The organism is Micromonospora sp. NBC_01392 (genome assembly GCF_045040125.1).
Lineage (GTDB): Bacteria > Actinomycetota > Actinomycetes > Mycobacteriales > Micromonosporaceae > Micromonospora.
This window is the reverse complement of record NZ_CP109549.1, coordinates 3,353,107-3,367,397: the sequence shown is the minus strand read 5'-3', so window position 1 is coordinate 3,367,397 and position 14,291 is coordinate 3,353,107. Positions and strand designations below refer to the sequence as shown.

Sequence of the window (14,291 nt, the reverse complement as noted above, 5' to 3'; positions counted from 1 at the left end):
AGATCTTCGTTGAATTGCCTTCGCTTCTACCGTAATCACGGTATGGGGGACAACGCTCGGCATGGTTTCGCAGGTGAGGTATGCGTCACTGATTCCCGACTTGCCGGGGCGGAAACCGGCCGCGGGGCCGGTCAGGACAGGTCGAGCCGCCGCGGCGTCCCGCCGGCGTCGAGGCGGTACAGGTCGAGCCGGTTGGCGCCGGCAGCGAAGATCCGGTCGTCGGGGAGGAACGCGGCGAACCGCCGGCCGCCGGCGTCCCGGGGCACCACCGGCACCACGGCGCCGACCGTGCCGTTGACCGCCACCGCGAGCCGGGTGCCGTCCGGCACGGTGTCGGGCACGCTGCCCCAGACCAACGCCGGCAGCCCCCGCGCCGGGTCGACCGCGGCGAACGCGGCCCGGTTCGCGACCGTGGCCGTGCCGCCGGAAGGCGCGCCGGAGAGCCGCGTGCCGACCAGCGGGTCGACGGCCGGCAACGGCACCGGTGCGGGCACCCCGCCGGTGATCGTCACCGGCTGGCCGGGCCGGTCGTAGAAGCGCTTGTCGGCCCGCGCGCGGGGGGCGGCCCTCGCCGGGACGCCGTCCATCCGCCAGGGCACCCGGACGTGGGTCTCGTCGGCGATGGTGGGCAGCAGGTCGACGTGTTCCCAGTTGCGGTCGTCGACCCGGCCGGCCCGCTGGCCGGGCTCCTTGACGAACATCGGCACCCAGGCCACCTCGTTCGCGGCGTGGGTGATGGCGTCCATCCCCCGGCCCTGCCAGTCCCGGCGGAAGCTCACCCCGTGGTCCGCGGTGACCAGCACCAGCGCCTGGTCGTAGAGGCCGGTGGCGCGCAGCGTGCGCAGCGTCTCGCCGATCAGCCGGTCGGTGTAGCCGAGCTGGGCCAGGTGCCGGGCGCGGGCCACGTCCACCCAGCCGACGCCGTCGTTGGGCAGGTCCTCCGGCGCGTCGTAGTGCGCCCCGGACTGCAGGTACGCCCACGGTGAGTGCGGCATCAGCAGGTGCAGGAAGTGCAGCGTGGGGCGGTCGGCGGGGCGCAGCCCGGCGAGGAACGAGGTGAACCGGGCCGGCTGGTTGTCGTCGAGCGTGTCCCAGCGGAACTTCGGGTCGTCGGGCACCGGTTCGGCGGCGTCCAGCCCGGCCTCGGCCGCGGTCTGCTCCCGGTACGAGTCCTCCGGGTCGACCCGGCTGTCCACCGGCGCGGTGAGCTGGCGCAGCAGCTTGCCGCTCTCCCGGGTCAGCACGCCGATCCCCTGCTGCGGGTTGGCCGGCTGCTCGCAGCGGCTGGGCGGGCAGAGCCGGGTGATGCTCTCCTCGGCCTTGATCTGGTAGAGGCCGCCGAGCGCGGTGAACAGGTTGTCCGGATACTGCGAGTAGTGCGGTGCCACGGCCCGGTCCGGGTAGCGGCCGGTGAGCATGGCCGGCAGCGCGTAGGGCGTCCAGCCGCTGACGCCGGTGGCGTTGCGGTACCACGTCGAGCCGGCGGCCAGCGCGGCGAAGTTCGGGTAGCGGGCGGCGTCGATCCCCCCGTCCGGGCCGAGCAGCGACACCAGCGGCAGCTCGTCCAGCACGATCATGACCACCGGCGGGTGGCTGCCCGCGCCGGCCGTGCCGGCGGCGCCGCCGTCGCCGCGGGGCAGCACCACCGCCGAGGCCGGCGACGCGAACAGGAACAGTCCGACGAAGACCACCGGGCCGGCCGCGGTCACCCGCAGCACCCGGCGCAGCGCCCGCCACCGCCGGTGCGCGACCGCCGCGAGCGCACCGGCCCCGCCGGCCACCACCAGCAGCGGTACGCCCCGAAGTGGCGTCAGGTGGCGGCCCACCTGGACCGCGAGCGCGGCGAGCAGCAGCCCGACCAGCACGGTGTGCACCGCCGCCCGGGTGACCCGGCCGCCGAGCAGCGCCAGTGCGCCGAGCGCCGCGAACGGCAGCGTGGGCGCCAGCGTGATCAGCGCGACCAGGAGCAGCACGTCGGCCCGGGAGGCGCGGTGGAACAGGAAGAAGTCGGGGCTGCGACCGAGCACGTCCAACAGCGGCTGGGTGACCACGAGGCCGACCAGCGCCGACACCTCGGCCAGTCGCGCCGCCTCGGCCCGCCACGGGCCCCGCCGCCGGGGCGCGCCGGTGCCGGCCGGACGGTCCCGTGGTGGGGCGAGGGTGCCCTCAGCCACCCACCACCACCTGGTAGAGCGTGCGGGTGCCGGAGGGCAGCTCGGCGCGCGCCACCACCCGCCCGCGCCGGGCCAGCAGCGCCTCGAACGCGTCCCGCCGGTAGTCGGGGAAGAGGCCGTCCGGTTTGTTGGCCAGCAGCCGGCGGGCCATCGGGTCGTCCGGGTGGACGAACTCCACCACCAGGCTGCCGCCGGGCTCGGTGAGCGCGGCGAGCTGGTCGAGCACGTCGGGCAGCGGCACGTTTCGGCCGATCGCCAGGTGGTGCACCAGGGCCAGGGCGAGCACCAGGTCGGCGCGCGCCCGGTCGACGAACGCGGCCCGCTCGACGCCGCGCCAGCCGCCGCCCGGCGACGGATCGGCCAGGTCCATCACCAGCGGCAGGATCCGCCCCTCGCCCTCGTCGCGCAGCGCGCGGTAGAGCGCGTCGACCACGCCCGGGTCCTGCTCGACGGCGACCACGTACGCGGCGTGTCGGGCCGCGATGCGGGCGTACCGGCCGTCGTTGGCGCCCAGGTCCAACGCCGAGTGCGGGGCGGTGGCGGCCACCACCCGGTCGACGAAGTCCTCCTTGGCCTGCCGGTCCGGCACCGAGTACGCGCAGGTGCGCTGGTAGTCCGCCCAGTGGCTGTCGCCGGGCCGGTGGTCGAGCCGGCGGACCAGCCGGGTCAGCCCGCGTACGGTGGCCAGGGCCAGCTCGCGGGAGAACCCGGCGGCTCGGAGCTGGGCGCGGACGTCGCTGCTGCTGGCGTCCGCGTGGCGGGCCTGCATCGCGCCGTGCAGGTGCACGTGGGTGGGCACCCCGGCCCGCCAGCGGCGGGTGCCGGCGAACAGGCGGCGCATCTGGTCCGGCTCGACGCCGTCGATCCGGGCCCGCAGGAACGGCTGGAAGTCCAGCCCGAGGTGGGCCTGGATGAGCAGCGGGTAGAGCAGCGTCTGGCAGAACTGCCGGTAGCCGGCCCAGGGTTCGCCGTCGCGCAGCGCCTCGAACGAGCCGACGTCGATGAACACCGGCCGGGCGGCGCGCCACTGCACGTTGTAGGCCGACCCGTCCTTGGTGGTGAAGCCGGCCTCCAGCGCGGCGCGCAGCACGTCCAGGTGCAGCAACGCCGCGTCGCGCAGCATCGCGTACGACCACTCGTAGGGGTGGGAGACGAACGGGATGCGGTCGTGCCGCAGCACCGCGGCCCAGGGCACGTCGACCGGGGTCGGGACGAGTTCCTCGGTGCCGACCAGGTGGCCGGCGGCGGTGAGGTCGCGGAAGAGGTCGCTGGCGGACAGCGCCCGCCAGTCCCGGGCGGACCGCTCGTCGAGGCCGCGCAGCACCTCCCCGGCCCGGTGGAAGACCTGGTTGCCGGGGTCGCGGAAGGAGCCGGGTTCGACACGGACGCCGGTGTCGGGAACCGTCATGCCGTCAGCCCTGGTCGGTGGGCTGGCGACGGAACCGGGTCACCAGGCGCCGCCAGTAGAGCTTGGCGGCCACGGCCACTCCGGCCACCCCGCCGACCACCGCCTGCACGATGAGACTGCCGGATCCCGCGTCCAGGTAGGCCAGGTGCGTCACGGCTGCTTTCCTTCCCTCGCCGGTCATCGGAGCACCGCCCGGAACGCGAGCTTTACTCCTCAACGCCGGGCTTGTCCCCTACGGTACGCGCCTGTCCGGACACGCGCGGCCACACCGGGCACTCCTCCCCCGTCCGATCCGTTCAAGACGGGCCGGCCCGGGGCCGCCTACCGTGGTGGCATGACACCGCAGTTCGATCTCGTCGGGACCGTCGTCACCGACATGGCCCGCACCCTCGACTTCTACCGCCGGCTGGGGCTGCCGATCCCGGCCGACGCCGAGACGGAACCGCACGTCGAGGTCACCCTTCCCACCGGGGTACGGCTGGCCTGGGACACCGTCGAAACCATCCGCGGCTTCCATCCCGGCTTCACGCCGCCCGCCGGCAGCCCGCGGATGAGCCTGGCCTTCCGCTGCGCCGACCCGGCCGAGGTGGACCGCTGGTACGCCGAGCTGACCGCCGCCGGCCACCACGGGGAACTGCCGCCGTGGGACGCGGTCTGGGGCCAGCGGTACGCGGTCCTGCACGATCCGGACGGCAACGGTGTGGACCTGTTCGCGCCGCTGCCGACCGCCTGACCGCACGCGCCCGCCGTCGCCGGACGACGGTGCGGCGACCCGGTCGGGCCACGCGTCGGCGCGCTCCGGAACCGCCGCTCAGTCGGGAGGCGAGGCGAGCAGCACGGTCCGGAACCGCCGCTCAGTCGGGAGGCGAGGTGAGCAGCCGGGTCGGTGGGACTCCGGTCAGCTCGCGCACGTCGCGGGTGAGGTGGGCCTGGTCGGCGTACCCGGATCGCGCGGCGACCTCGGCGAGCGGCACGCCGCGCCGGGCCAGCTCCAGCGCGCGGCGCATGCGCAGGATGCGGGCCAGCGTCTTCGGGCCGTACCCGAAGAGGGCCCGGCTGCGCCGGTGCAGCGCCCGCGCGCCGAGGCCGACCTCGGCGGCGGTCGCCGCGACCGTGGCCCCGGCGGCCAGCCGGGCGGCCACGTGCGCGCCGAGCGGGTCGGGCCCACCGCCGGCCCGCAGCCGCGCCCGCGCCACCTCCTCCAGGATCGTGGCGCCGGCGTCCGACCAGTCGGCGGCGCATCGCGCACCGCCCGGGTCGATGGCCGCCCGGATCCGTTCGGCCGGCTCCACGGCGGCGCGGCCCCACAGGTCGGCGAGCGGGACGCGGCGGTCCCGCACCTCCTCGGCGGGCACCCCGAACACGGCTGGGCCGACGCCCGGCGGCAGGCGCAGCCCGATCCACCGCTCCCCCGGCGCCGACCACGACACCTGGGCCACCCGGTCCGGCCCGGCCACCAGCAGCCCGGCCCGACTGGACCAGAGCAGGTCCAGGCACCCGTCCGGCAGCACGCGGACCGGCCCGGCGACGGACGAGACGCTCACCCACCGCACCGCCGCCGGAATCCCCACCGCCGCCCGTTCCCGGTACATCCGTCCACCCTGCCACCCACCGTCGATCATGAGGTTGGCGGCCGGCGCCGCGGCGTGTCGCGCCGCCAACCTCATGATCGACGAGGTGCGGGTCAGGGGCGGTGGTGCAGCGCCAGGCGGAGCAGCAGGAAGCGCAGCGCGGTGGCGGCCAGGTTGGCCGCCACCAGGACGGCCAGCTCGACGGCGCGCGGCGGGACCGTGACGGCGTGCAGGACGGCCAGCGAGCCGCTGGTCAGGGCCAGGCCGAGCGCGAACGCGAGCAGCCCCTGGAGGTGGTGCCGGCCGGCGTGGCGGCGGCCGGTGACGCCGAACGTGAGCCGGCGGTTGGCCGCCGTGTTCGCCACCGCGGTCAGCAGCAGCGCCAGCAGGTTCGCCGGTTGCGCGCCGAGCGGGCCGCGGGCCAGCAGGAAGAGCACCAGGTACGCGAGCGTGCTGGCCACCCCCACCGCGGCGAAGCGGACGAGCTGGCCGGGCAGCCCGACCGGCACCTGGGCCGGGGGCGCCGGCAGCGGCGCCCGGCCGAGCTGGGCGCGCAGCCGGGCCAGCGGCAACGCGCCGGTGACCAGCGCCCGGACCAGCCGCCCGATGCCGCGCAGGTCGGCCAGGGCGGTGGCGACGATGTCGACCCGGCTGTCCGGGTCGTCCACCCAGTCCACCGGCACCTCGTGGATCCGCAGCCCGGCCCGCTGGGCCAGCACCAGCAGCTCGGTGTCGAAGAACCAGCCGGTGTCCTGGACCAGCGGCAGCAGCTCGGCTGCCACGTCGGCGCGGATCGCCTTGAACCCGCACTGCGCGTCGGAGAAACGCACCGCCAGCGTGCCGCGCAGCAGCAGGTTGTAGCCGCGGGAGATCACCTCCCGCTTGGCACCCCGGACCACCCGGCTGGTGCGGGCCAGCCGGGTGCCGATGGCCAGATCGGAGTGGCCGGACAGCAGCGGCGCGACGAGCGGCAGCAGCGCGGCCAGGTCGGTCGAGAGGTCCACGTCCAGGTACGCCAGCACCGGCGCCGGCGACACCGACCAGGCGGCCCGCAGCGCCCGGCCCCGGCCCTTCTCCGCCAGGTGCAGCACACCGACCTCGGGCAGCTCGGCGGCGAGCGCCTCGGCCACCGCCAGGGTGCCGTCGGAGCTGGCGTTGTCGGCCACCGTGATCCGGAACGGGTACGGGAACTGGGCGGTCAGGTACGCGTGCAGCCGCCGGACGCAGGGGCCGAGGTCGACCTCCTCGTTGTAGACCGGGACCACCACGTCCAGCACCGCGCCCTCGGCGGTGGGCCGGGCCTGCACGGCGGCCCGGGGCTCCGGCATGAGGATCATGGATCAGCCCTGCTTTCCGCTGCTCAGGTCATACACGGTCACCCCGTCGACGGTGGTCGCGGTGAAGTGCTCGGCGACCCAGGCGGCGATCTCGGTCGACGCGCTGCTGCCGCCGTTGGCCCGGAACCCGCCGCCGCCGAGGAACCAGTGGATCCGGCCGTCGGCCACGTACCGCTGGAACTCGGCGAGCGTCGGCGACGGGTCGCTGCCGTTGAAGCCGCCGATCGGCATCACCGGCTCGCCGGTGGCGAGTTGGTAGCCGGAGGCGTTGTTCGAGCCGATCGTGGCCGCGACCCAGGTGTAGTCCTCGGCGTCGGCCTTGAGCAGCGCCGTCATCTCGGCGCTCGGCTCGCGCGCGTCGAGCAGTCCGCCCATGCCGCCACCGCGTTGCCCGCGCCCGCCGCGCTGACCCGCGCCGCCGTCCGGACCGGTCCCGCCGTTCGGCCCGGTCCCGCCGTTCGGCCCGGTCCCGCCGTTCGGACCGCCGGGAGTGCCGGGTGCCTGGCCGCCGTCGGGGAAACCCGGGAACGCGCCGTTCTGGCCGCCCGGGAAGCCCGGGAACTGACCGTTCCCGCCGCCCGGGAAGCCGGGGAACGCGCCGCCGGGAAACTCCCCGCCGCCCGGCATCCGCCCGCCGGGGAAGCCGCCCCGGCCGCCCGGCCCGAAGCCACCCACCACGTCAGGGCCCGCGCTCGGGATCGAACCGGTGTGCGGGGTCGCCGCGGTCTGCACCGCGTACGCGGCCGGCCCGGCCACTCCCGCCGCCATCCCCAGCGCCGCCACCCCGGTCACCACCCCGCGCGTCCACCACCGGCCCGCCCGGCCCGAGGTGACCAAGGAGTTCGCGTCATCGCGCGGCGCCCTGGCCGGCCGGAAGTCCTTGATCACCGGGAGGTCGAGGAGTGCCAGGAGGACGGCGGCGGTCAGGCCGGTGGCCAGCACGGCCGGGCGCAGCCAGGGCTGCCAGTCGGGGCTGCGGCCGAGCAGGCGCCAGGACCACCACGCGGTGACCGCCAACGCGCCGGCCAGCACCAGCGTGGCGGCGTATCCGCGCCAGCGGGCCCAGGCCGGGACGCGCCCGGCCGGGGCGTGGCCGGCAGCGGACCGGGTGAGCGCCGTGCGGGCCCGCCAGAGCTGGGTGACCCCGATGCCGACCAGGGCGCCGACGGCGGGCGCCAGCGCGACCGTGTAGTAGGCGTGGAAGATGCCGGACATGAAGCTGAAGATCAACCCGGTGACCAGCAGCCAGCCGCCCCAGAGCAGCAGGCCGGCCCGCCGCCGGTCGGTACGCGCCGCCCGCCCGGCCAGCCACAGGCCGGCCACCAGCAGGATCAGCGCGGCCGGCAGCAGCCAGGAGATCTGCCCGCCGACCTCGGTGTCGAACATCCGCAGCAGACCCGTCTGGCCGGAGAACGGTCCGCCGCCCCCACCGCCCGGCCGGCCGCCCCCACCGACGCTGCCCACCTCGTCGCCGGTGATCCGGCCCAGGCCGTTGTACCCGAGCGTCAGCTCCAGGATGCTGTCGTGCTGCGAGCCGCCGATGTACGGGCGGGCGCTCGCCGGCACCAGCTCCACGACCGCCACCCACCAGCCGGCGGAGACCAGCACCGCCAGCCCGGCCAGCAGCAGTTGCCGGATCCGTCGGCCGAGTCCGGTCGGCGCGGCCAGCAGGTAGACGACGGCGAACACCGGGATCACCAGGAACGCCTGGAGCATCTTGGTGAGGAAGCCGAGGCCGACCAGCACGCCGGCCAGCGCGATCCACCGGGTGCTCGCGGTCTCCACCGCCCGGACCGTGGCGTACGCGGCGGCCAGCAGCAGGAACACCAGCAACGCGTCGGGGTTGTTGAACCGGTACATCAACGTGGCCACCGGCGTGAGCCCCAGCACCGCGCCGGCGAGCAGGCCGGCCGTCGGGCCGTACCAGCGGCGGACGGTCGCGTACAGCACGGCGACCGAGGCGACGCCGAGCAGCGCCTGCGGCACCAGGATCGACCAGCTGCTCAACCCGAAGACGCGTACCGACAGCGCCATCAGCCAGAGTGAGGCCGGCGTCTTGTCCACAGTGATCGAGTTGGCCGCGTCCGAGGAGCCGTAGAAGAACGCCTGCCAGCTCTCCGAGCCGGCCTGCGCGGCGGCCGAGTAGAACGCGTTGCCCCAGCCGGAGGCGCCCAGTCCCCACAGGTAGAGCAGGCCGGTGGCGACCAGCAGGCCGAACAGGGCCGGACGCGCCCAGCGCGGGTCGTGGCCGGGCGGGTCCGCCGCGGTGGGGGCCGACTCCGGTACGGGGGTGGGGGCCGGCCCGGTCGCGGACGGTCCACCCGTCGGCGCGGTCAGCAGGCTCTCGGTTCTGTCCATGCCGGCAAGCCTCGAAGGGCCCGCTGACCCACCCCCGTGAACGACCTATGCGTCCGCTGTGGATCCCGGCAGCCAGACGGTGAACGCGGTGTGGCCGGGGCGGCTGGCCACCTCGACCCGGCCGTGGTGAGCCTCCACCACGGCGGCGACGATGGCCAGCCCCAGGCCGGTGCTGCCGTGCGCGCGGGAGCGGGAGCTGTCGCCGCGGGCGAACCGTTCGAACACCTCCGGTTGCAGCTCGGCCGGGACGCCCGGCCCGTCGTCGGTGACCCGCAGCTCCACGCCGTCCGGGGCGGGGGACAGCCGGGTGGTGACGGTGGTGCCGGCCGGGGTGTGCACCCGCGCGTTGGCGAGCAGGTTCGTCAGCACCTGGTGCAGGCGGTGGCCGTCGCCGGTGACGGTGAGCGGCTCGTCCGGCAGGTCGAGCTGCCAGTGGTGCTCCGGGCCGGCCACGTGCGCGTCGCTGACCGCGTTGACCGCCATGGCGGTCAGGTCGACCGGCTCGGCGGCCAGCGGTCGGCCGGAGTCCAGCCGGGCGAGCAGCAGCAGATCGTCCACGAGGCTGGTCATCCGGGTGCTCTCCGACTCGACCCGGCGCAACGCGTGCGCCACGTCCGGTGGCACCTCCTGCCGCCCGCGCCGGGCCACCTCCGCGTACCCCCGGATGGCGGCCAGCGGCGTCCGCAGCTCGTGGCTGGCGTCGGCGACGAACTGGCGTACCCGGGTCTCGCTGGCCTGCCGGGCGGCGAGCGCTGCGGCGACGTGGCCGAGCATCCGGTTGAGCGCGCCCCCGACCTGCCCGACCTCGGTGCGCGGGTCGGTGTCGGCGGCCGGCACCCGGACCGACAGCGCCACCTCGCCCCGGTCCAGCGGCAGCTCGGCGACCCGGGCCGCGGTGGCCGCGACCCGGTTCAGCGGCCGCAACGTGCCCCGGACGATCAGCGCGCCGAGGCCGCCGGCGATGACCAGGCCGGCGCCGATCACCCCGGCCTGGGCGACGACCATCCACATGACCGTCTCGTCGACCTCGGACAGCGGGATGGCGAAGACGAGGACGTCGCCGTCGGGCATCTGCCGGGCCACCGCCCGGTAGTCACCGCGCCCGGCGAGCGCGACCGTGCGCGGCGCGTCGTCGGGGCGGAGCCGAGCCAGGGGCGCCACCTCCCCCACCGGCACCGCGGCCGGCTGCGTGGCCGCCTGCCGGAACGCCAGGTCGACCTTCCCGTCGACGACCCGCGCCGCCACGGACTCGGCCGGGTAGCCGGGCGGGAACCCCGGACGGAAGGCGTTCGGTCGCTCCTGCGGCAGCTCGAACGGCGAGGGCTGCCGCACGTGCCGGCGGGACTCGCCGCCGGTGAGCTGGTCGTCGATCCGCCCGACCAGGAAGTGTCGCAGCGCGACCGTGGTCAGGCCGCCGATACCGACGCTGACCAGCGCCAGCAGCGCCACCACGGAGAGCACCAGGCGGCGGCGCAGCGACCAGCCGGCCAGCCGGCGACGCAGCCGCCCGCCGTGGTCACTCCGCGGGCTTGAGGACATAGCCCGCGCCGCGCAGCGTATGGATCATGGGCGCGCGACCCGCGTCGATCTTCTTGCGCAGGTACGAGATGTACAGCTCGACCACGTTGGCCTGGCCGCCGAAGTCGTAGTTCCAGACCCGGTCGAGGATCTGCGCCTTGCTGAGCACCCGGCGCGGGTTGCGCATCAGGTAGCGCAGCAGCTCGAACTCGGTGGCGGTGAGCGTGATCAGGGCGTCGCCGCGGCGCACCTCGTGGCTGTCCTCGTCGAGGCTGAGGTCACCGACGGTCAGCACCGCCTCCTCCCGGGCGGCGACCGCGAACCCGGAGCGGCGCAGCAGGGCGCGCAACCGGGCGATCACCTCCTCCAGGCTGAACGGCTTGGTGACGTAGTCGTCGCCGCCGACGGTGAGCCCGGCGACGCGCTCCTCCACCGCGTCCCGGGCGGTCAGGAACAGCACCGGCACGCTCGGCGACTGCTCGCGCAGGCGACGCAGCACCTGGAAGCCGTCCAGGTCGGGCAGCATCACGTCGAGCACCACGGCGTCCGGCCGGAACTGGCGGGCCGCGCTGATCGCCGACAACCCGTTGCCGGCGGTGGTGACCTGCCAGCCCTCGTAGCGCAGGGCCATCGAGAGCAGGTCGGTGAGCGTCGGCTCGTCGTCCACCACCAGCACGCGCACCGGCTCGCCGTCCGGTCGGCGCAGCTCGATCCGGCCCTGCGCGGCCTGCCCGTTCATGACCATGCTCCCCATCGTGGGCGCGCCGACTGTACCGGCGCTGTCCCGTTCCTGTGTACCAGCTGTGCGGGGCTCCCGGTGGGTCGATCGAGGCTTCCCCGGCGGGCTACCCGGTGGTAACTTGCCGGCATGTCCATCGACGGTGGTCCCACCGGCCGGTTGGCCGGCCGGGTGGTGCTGGTGACCGGGGCGGCCCGGGGCATCGGCGCGCACACCGCCCGGCTCGCCGCGGCCCGGGGCGCACGGCTCTCGCTGGTCGGGCTGGAACCCGACCGGCTCGCCGCGCTCGCCGCCGAGCTGGGCCCCGGGCACGCCTGGTTCACCGCCGACGTCACCGACCAGGCCGCCCTCGCCCGGGCGGTCGACGGGACGGTCGCCGCGCTCGGCGGGATCGACGCGGTGGTGGCCAACGCCGGGGTGGCGAACCGGGGCACCATCGCCGTCGGCGACGTCGAGGCGCTGGTGCACACCGTCCAGGTCAACCTGGTGGGCGTGATGCGGACGGCGGCGGCGACGGTGCCGGCGCTGATCGACCGCGGCGGCTACCTGCTGATCGTATCGTCGGCGGCGGCGTTCGCCGCGCTGCCGGGCATGGCCGCCTACTGCGCCTCGAAGGCCGGCGTCGAACACTTCGGCACCGCGATCCGGCTGGAGTTGGCGCACCGCGGGGTGGCCGTGGGCACCGCCCATCCGTCCTGGGTGGACACCGACCTGGTCCGGGAGGCGCGGGCCGACCTGCCGGCGTTCGACACCGCACTGGCGAAACTGCCCTGGCCGATGCGGCGCACCACCACGGTGGCCGAGTGCGCCGAGGCGTTCGTCCGGGCGATCGAGCGCCGCAGCCGCCGCGTCTACGTGCCGCGGGCGGTCGGCGCGGTGCAGGCGGTGCGGTCGCTGCTGGTCAGCCCGCTGGCCGACCGCCTGGTGGGGCGCACCGCCCGGGTCACCGTGCCGTTGATCGAGGAGCAGGCCCGGGCGCTCGGCCGGGGTTTCGGGGTGAGCACGCCGCAGGTCCGGCCGTGACCGCCCCGGTGGAGGTGGCCTTCGAGCGGCGCGGCGCCGGGCCGGCGCTGGTGCTGCTGCACGGCATCGGCCACCACGGCGGCGCCTGGCTGCCGGTGCTGGACCGGCTCGCCGGGACGCACGACGTGATCGCCGTCGACCTGCCCGGCTTCGGCCGCTCCCCGGTGCCCGCCGCCGGCCTGCCCGCCGACATGCCCGGGCTGGTGGCCGGCATGGTGGAACTCTTCGCCGCGCTCGGGCTGGACCGGCCGCACGTGGCCGGCAACAGCCTCGGTGGGGCGATCGCGCTGGAGCTGGCCGCCACCGGCGCGGTCGCCTCGGCCACCGCGCTGTCGCCGGCCGGCTTCTGCACCGCACGCGAGCTGCGCTGGGCGCTCACCGTGCTCAGCCTGCACCGCAGCGCGGCCCGGCTGCCCGAGCCGGTGCTGCGTCACCTGTTCGCCGCGCCGGCGCTGCGGGCCCTGGCGATGGGCATGATCCTGGCCCGGCCGGACCGGTTGACGCCGGACGTGGCGCTCGCGGACGCCCGCGCGCTGCGCCGGGCCCGCGCGTTCCGCGCCGTCGCCCGGGCCGGCCGGGGGTACGCGTTCGCCGGCACACCCGCCGTCCCGGTGACGGTGGCGTGGGGCACCCGGGACCGGATCCTGCCCTACCGACAGGCGGCGCTGGCCCGCACCCGACTGCCCACCGCCCGGCACCTGGACCTGCCCGGCTGCGGGCACGTGCCGATGCACGACGACCCGGAGCTGGTCGCCTCGGTCATCCTCGCCACCACCGGCGTCCGGCCGGGCTGAACCGTCCGCGCCGCCACCTCCGGCACGTCGCCGCCTCACTCGGTGGCGCCGAACGGGTCGGTGCGCACGTAGCGCATCGTCCAGCCCTCCGGGCCGGCCCGGTCACCCCGCTCGTAGAGATGGTCCGCCACGTCGGTGGGCGACTGCTCGGGGAGGCGCAGGATCCACCGGCGCGGCGGCGCGCCGTCCGGATCCGCCGGCAGGTCCCGGGCCACGTCGTCGGCCGGACCGCCGACGAACCGTACGCGCACCAGCGCCACCGCTCACTCTCCGTTCCGACGTCGACACTCCCGCTCGCGAAGCTACCCCGCCGACCGGGCCGCTCCCGGCGGTTTGCACAGCTCGGAGCCCGGGTAGCGGGTCCGGGGGGACCGGACGAGAACAGGGAGTGGTCGATGAGGACGCTGGGCGGGCGGTACGAGCTCGAACAGCGCGCGGCCGTGGGCGGCATGTCGGAGGTGTGGCGGGCACACGACCGGGTGCTGGACCGGACCGTCGCGATCAAGCTGATCTCGCCGGGGCTGGACGGCGACGCCGGCTCGGTGGAACGGATCCAGGCCGAGGCCCGCTCGGCGGCGCGACTGGTCCACCCGAACGTGGCCAGCGTGCACGACTTCGGCACCGCCACGCTGCCGGACGGCCGGCCGGTGCCCTACATCGTGATGGAGCTGGCCGAGGGCGAGACGCTCGCCGCGCACCTGCGCGCCGGCCCGCTGGACTGGCGTATCGCGGTGCGGGTCTGCGCCGAGGTGTGCGCCGCGCTGGCCGCCGCGCACGGGCACGGCATCGTGCACCGGGACGTGAAGCCGGCGAACGTGATCCTCACCCCGTCCGGCGTGAAGGTGCTCGACTTCGGCATCGCCACCCCGGCCGGCGCCCCCGACCACACCCCGGAGGGGGTCGTGGTGGGCACCCCGGCGTACCTCGCCCCGGAGCAGCTCGACCGGCAGCCGGCCACCCCGGCCGCCGACATGTACGCGCTCGGCGTGCTGCTCTACTACTGCCTGAGCGGCCGGCTGCCGTACGACGCCGCCAGCACCATCCAGCTGCTCGGCGCGCGTCGCCGCCTGCCGCCCCGGCCGCTGCCGGAGGTGCCCGGGCTGCCGGCCGAGGTGGCCGAGCTGTGCGAGCGTTGCCTCGACTCCGACCCCGCCGCGCGGCCGACCAGCCCGATGGCCGCGCTGCTGCTGGCCGAGGCGGTCGACGCCCGCATCTACGTGCCGATGACCGTGGTACTGCCCCGGCAGCGGATCGGCGAGACCTCGCCGTGGACCGGGCGGGCCGCCGCCGAGGCGACCGAGGCGATGGCCCTGGACGCCGCCACGAGCGGACGGATCCGCTGAGCGTACTGCGGTTTCGCTCGTCGGCG

At 75.9% G+C, this 14,291-nt stretch carries 13 protein-coding genes; 4 read left to right on the top strand and 9 right to left on the bottom strand.

What is annotated here, in order from left to right:
* Positions 1-131: 131 nt before the first annotated feature.
* The 3 genes from OG767_RS15055 to OG767_RS15045 are packed head-to-tail and all read right to left on the bottom strand — an operon-like array spanning position 132 to position 3,736.
* Positions 132-2,174 carry a sulfatase-like hydrolase/transferase gene (locus OG767_RS15055; protein ID WP_405093974.1) on the bottom strand — a complete coding sequence of 681 codons (2,043 nt, stop codon included), beginning with the start codon at positions 2,172-2,174 and terminating at the stop codon, positions 132-134.
* The gene (locus tag OG767_RS15050; protein WP_405093973.1) at positions 2,167-3,582 is read right to left on the bottom strand and encodes a class I SAM-dependent methyltransferase; all 1,416 of its coding nucleotides are present in this window, start codon (positions 3,580-3,582) and stop codon (positions 2,167-2,169) included. The genes OG767_RS15055 and OG767_RS15050 overlap by 8 nt, the downstream gene beginning before the upstream one ends.
* Positions 3,583-3,586: 4 nt before the next feature.
* Positions 3,587-3,736 carry a hypothetical protein gene (locus tag OG767_RS15045; protein ID WP_343441732.1) on the bottom strand — a complete coding sequence of 50 codons (150 nt, stop codon included), beginning with the start codon at positions 3,734-3,736 and terminating at the stop codon, positions 3,587-3,589.
* 180 nt (positions 3,737-3,916) lie between these two features.
* On the opposite strand from OG767_RS15045, the gene OG767_RS15040 reads away from it, so the two are divergent.
* Entirely contained in the window at positions 3,917-4,315 is a 399-nt protein-coding gene (locus tag OG767_RS15040; protein ID WP_405093972.1) for a VOC family protein, read from the top strand.
* Positions 4,316-4,436: 121 nt separating this feature from the next.
* Here OG767_RS15040 and OG767_RS15035 read toward each other — a convergent pair whose 3' ends face one another.
* The 5 genes from OG767_RS15035 to OG767_RS15015 all read right to left on the bottom strand — a co-directional run bounded on the left by OG767_RS15035 (position 4,437) and on the right by OG767_RS15015 (position 11,111).
* Positions 4,437-5,174, bottom strand: a complete 738-nt coding sequence (locus OG767_RS15035) for a helix-turn-helix domain-containing protein (protein ID WP_405093971.1) — start codon at positions 5,172-5,174, stop codon at positions 4,437-4,439.
* A 92-nt stretch (positions 5,175-5,266) separates the two neighbouring features.
* Positions 5,267-6,490: a glycosyltransferase gene (locus OG767_RS15030; RefSeq protein WP_405093970.1), complete on the bottom strand. Its 1,224-nt coding sequence runs from the start codon at positions 6,488-6,490 to the stop codon at positions 5,267-5,269.
* Positions 6,491-6,493: 3 nt separating this feature from the next.
* Positions 6,494-8,848, bottom strand: a complete 2,355-nt coding sequence (locus tag OG767_RS15025; protein ID WP_405093969.1) for an ArnT family glycosyltransferase — start codon at positions 8,846-8,848, stop codon at positions 6,494-6,496.
* Positions 8,849-8,893: 45 nt separating this feature from the next.
* Positions 8,894-10,387 (bottom strand): sensor histidine kinase, encoded by a 1,494-nt coding sequence (locus OG767_RS15020; protein ID WP_405093968.1) that lies wholly within the window; start codon positions 10,385-10,387, stop codon positions 8,894-8,896.
* On the bottom strand, positions 10,365-11,111 hold the full coding sequence (locus OG767_RS15015) for a response regulator transcription factor (RefSeq protein WP_405094221.1): 747 nt from the start codon (positions 11,109-11,111) through the stop codon (positions 10,365-10,367). Before OG767_RS15015 ends, OG767_RS15020 begins: the two co-directional genes overlap by 23 nt.
* Before the next feature lie 123 nt (positions 11,112-11,234).
* On the opposite strand from OG767_RS15015, the gene OG767_RS15010 reads away from it, so the two are divergent.
* Positions 11,235-12,128, top strand: coding sequence for an SDR family oxidoreductase (locus OG767_RS15010; RefSeq protein ID WP_405093967.1), 894 nt, complete (start codon positions 11,235-11,237; stop codon positions 12,126-12,128).
* The gene (locus OG767_RS15005; RefSeq protein WP_405093966.1) at positions 12,125-12,922 is read left to right on the top strand and encodes an alpha/beta fold hydrolase; all 798 of its coding nucleotides are present in this window, start codon (positions 12,125-12,127) and stop codon (positions 12,920-12,922) included. The genes OG767_RS15010 and OG767_RS15005 overlap by 4 nt, the downstream gene beginning before the upstream one ends.
* Positions 12,923-12,957: 35 nt before the next feature.
* On the opposite strand, the gene OG767_RS15000 is transcribed toward OG767_RS15005, so the two are convergent.
* Entirely contained in the window at positions 12,958-13,182 is a 225-nt protein-coding gene (locus OG767_RS15000) for a hypothetical protein (RefSeq protein WP_405093965.1), read from the bottom strand.
* A 135-nt stretch (positions 13,183-13,317) separates the two neighbouring features.
* On the opposite strand from OG767_RS15000, the gene OG767_RS14995 reads away from it, so the two are divergent.
* Entirely contained in the window at positions 13,318-14,265 is a 948-nt protein-coding gene (locus OG767_RS14995) for a serine/threonine-protein kinase (protein WP_405093964.1), read from the top strand.
* Positions 14,266-14,291 lie beyond the last annotated feature (26 nt).